The sequence below is a fragment of the Senegalia massiliensis genome, from assembly GCF_009911265.1.
In the GTDB taxonomy this organism is placed as follows: Bacteria; Bacillota; Clostridia; order Tissierellales; family SIT17; genus Anaeromonas; species Anaeromonas massiliensis_A.
The window spans coordinates 1-1,814 of sequence record NZ_QXXA01000021.1 but is presented as its reverse complement, the minus strand read 5'-3'; the positions used below and the strand labels follow the sequence as shown (position 1 = coordinate 1,814).

The 1,814-nt window shown below is 27.3% G+C and carries 2 protein-coding genes; both read left to right on the top strand.

Features of this window, described 5'->3' with window-relative positions:
- The coding region (locus D3Z33_RS15060; RefSeq protein ID WP_201750554.1) for an N-acetylglucosaminidase at positions 1-1,184 on the top strand (1,184 nt) is incomplete at its 5' end.
- A gap of 149 nt (positions 1,185-1,333) precedes the next feature.
- Positions 1,334-1,814, top strand: a 481-nt coding sequence (locus D3Z33_RS15055) for a hypothetical protein (protein ID WP_160198602.1), incomplete at its 3' end; no start/stop codon positions are given.

Genomic DNA, 1,814 nt, shown 5'->3' with positions numbered 1-1,814 from the left:
AAACAATAGGGTTTGCAGAAATATATAGAAGTGTAGCTAATAAAGGAATAGTATATAGATCATTGGAAGAAATATTGGAACTAGGAAAAAATGAATATACAGCAAGTGGAAAAAGAAAGATATATATGGAAGGATATGAGTTATATCCAGAAAGCCCAGAGATAAAAGAAAGATTAGAGAATACAGCAAAGGGATTATTAAATTTAGGAAAGAATCATCATTCAAAAGGAAACTTTAATAGTGCAATAAATTACTATAATGATATACTAACTATGCCATCATTATCTAATCAAATTAAAACTGAGGTTAACCTATTATTATCATTATCTCAACGTAATATTGTAGTAAATAGTAATAATTTTTATACTACAAAATATAATACATCAATTAATGATGCGCTGAATGAGCAAATGAATTTAGGAGATGCTTATCCACGTACAGATTTATCAAAGTATGCTAATTTGAGTATCCCTAAAGATAAATATGGTTGGTATGCAGCAAATAAAGAATCAATTTTTTATCATATGAATCCAGGGAGTTTTATAAATACAGAGGTTGTAACAGATAATATTTTTCAATTTGTTGTTCTATCTGTTAGTACAGGTGTAAATGAAAAAGATTTAAATGAAATTTTATATGGACAGGGAATCTTACATGGGATGGGTTCTGCTTTTGCAGAAGCATCAAGGATACATAGTATTAATGAACTTTACTTAATATCACATGCTAAGCTTGAAACAGGTAATGGGTCTTCTAAATTAGCTAAAGGAGTATATCTTGATGAGAATTATAAATTAGTAGATAAAGATGGCTATTTTATTAATAGCTCAGGCACGCAAATAGGCGGAAAAACATCTAAGAGTTATAAAAAGGTTTATAATATGTTTGGAATAGGTGCTTTTGATAGTAACCCATTAATGGGTGGTGCTATACGTGCATATGAAGAAGGATGGGATACACCTGCTAAGGCAATTATAGGTGGTGCTAAATTTATAAATAATGGATATATAAATAGAGGTCAAGACACTTTATATAAAATGAGATGGAATCCTGAGAATCCGGGGTCACATCAATATGCTACTGATATAGGGTGGGCTATAAAACAAGCTAAAATTTTTGCGGATTTTTATAATAAGTCTAGTGATTATACTTTGATATTTGATATTCCACAATATAATAATTAAATATTTTAAGTGAAATAAATTGTAATTAAATTTAAAAATAACTTAGAGATAATATTATCTCTAAGTTATTTTTAAATTTATATATGAAAAAAAAGGATTAAATGGTATAATGTCAAAGGAGGAAGATTATATAAAAAAGGGGAGATAATGTGAAAACAAAAAGTAAGTTTACAATTTTACTTATGATATTTATTTTATTCTTTACATCATTAGCAAATGCGAATGATTTTTCAGAAGAGGATACGTTATATAATGTAGCAATGGAAGAAGAAAATATATCACTTCAAACTAAACTATTTATTAAAGGGTATACTCAATATTCTGATTATGACAAATTTGTTAAATTTATGGTTAATAATATTGACAGAGTTATGAATTGGAGTAAAAGTCAATATGATGTACAAAACTATGAAGATGCTATTTTAGGATATAATTCTATTATTAATTTAGTTGAGAGAGAAAGTGAATTAAAATTAAATATAGATATAGAAGAACTTACTGTTTTAATAGGACAAGCTCAAGAACAATTAGAACAACTCGATAAAAAATCAACATCTGAAGAAAATTATGTAGATGAAGCCCAAGCTGAAGGTGAAGTGATTTCTGAAGAAAGTATAGAAGAAAATCAAG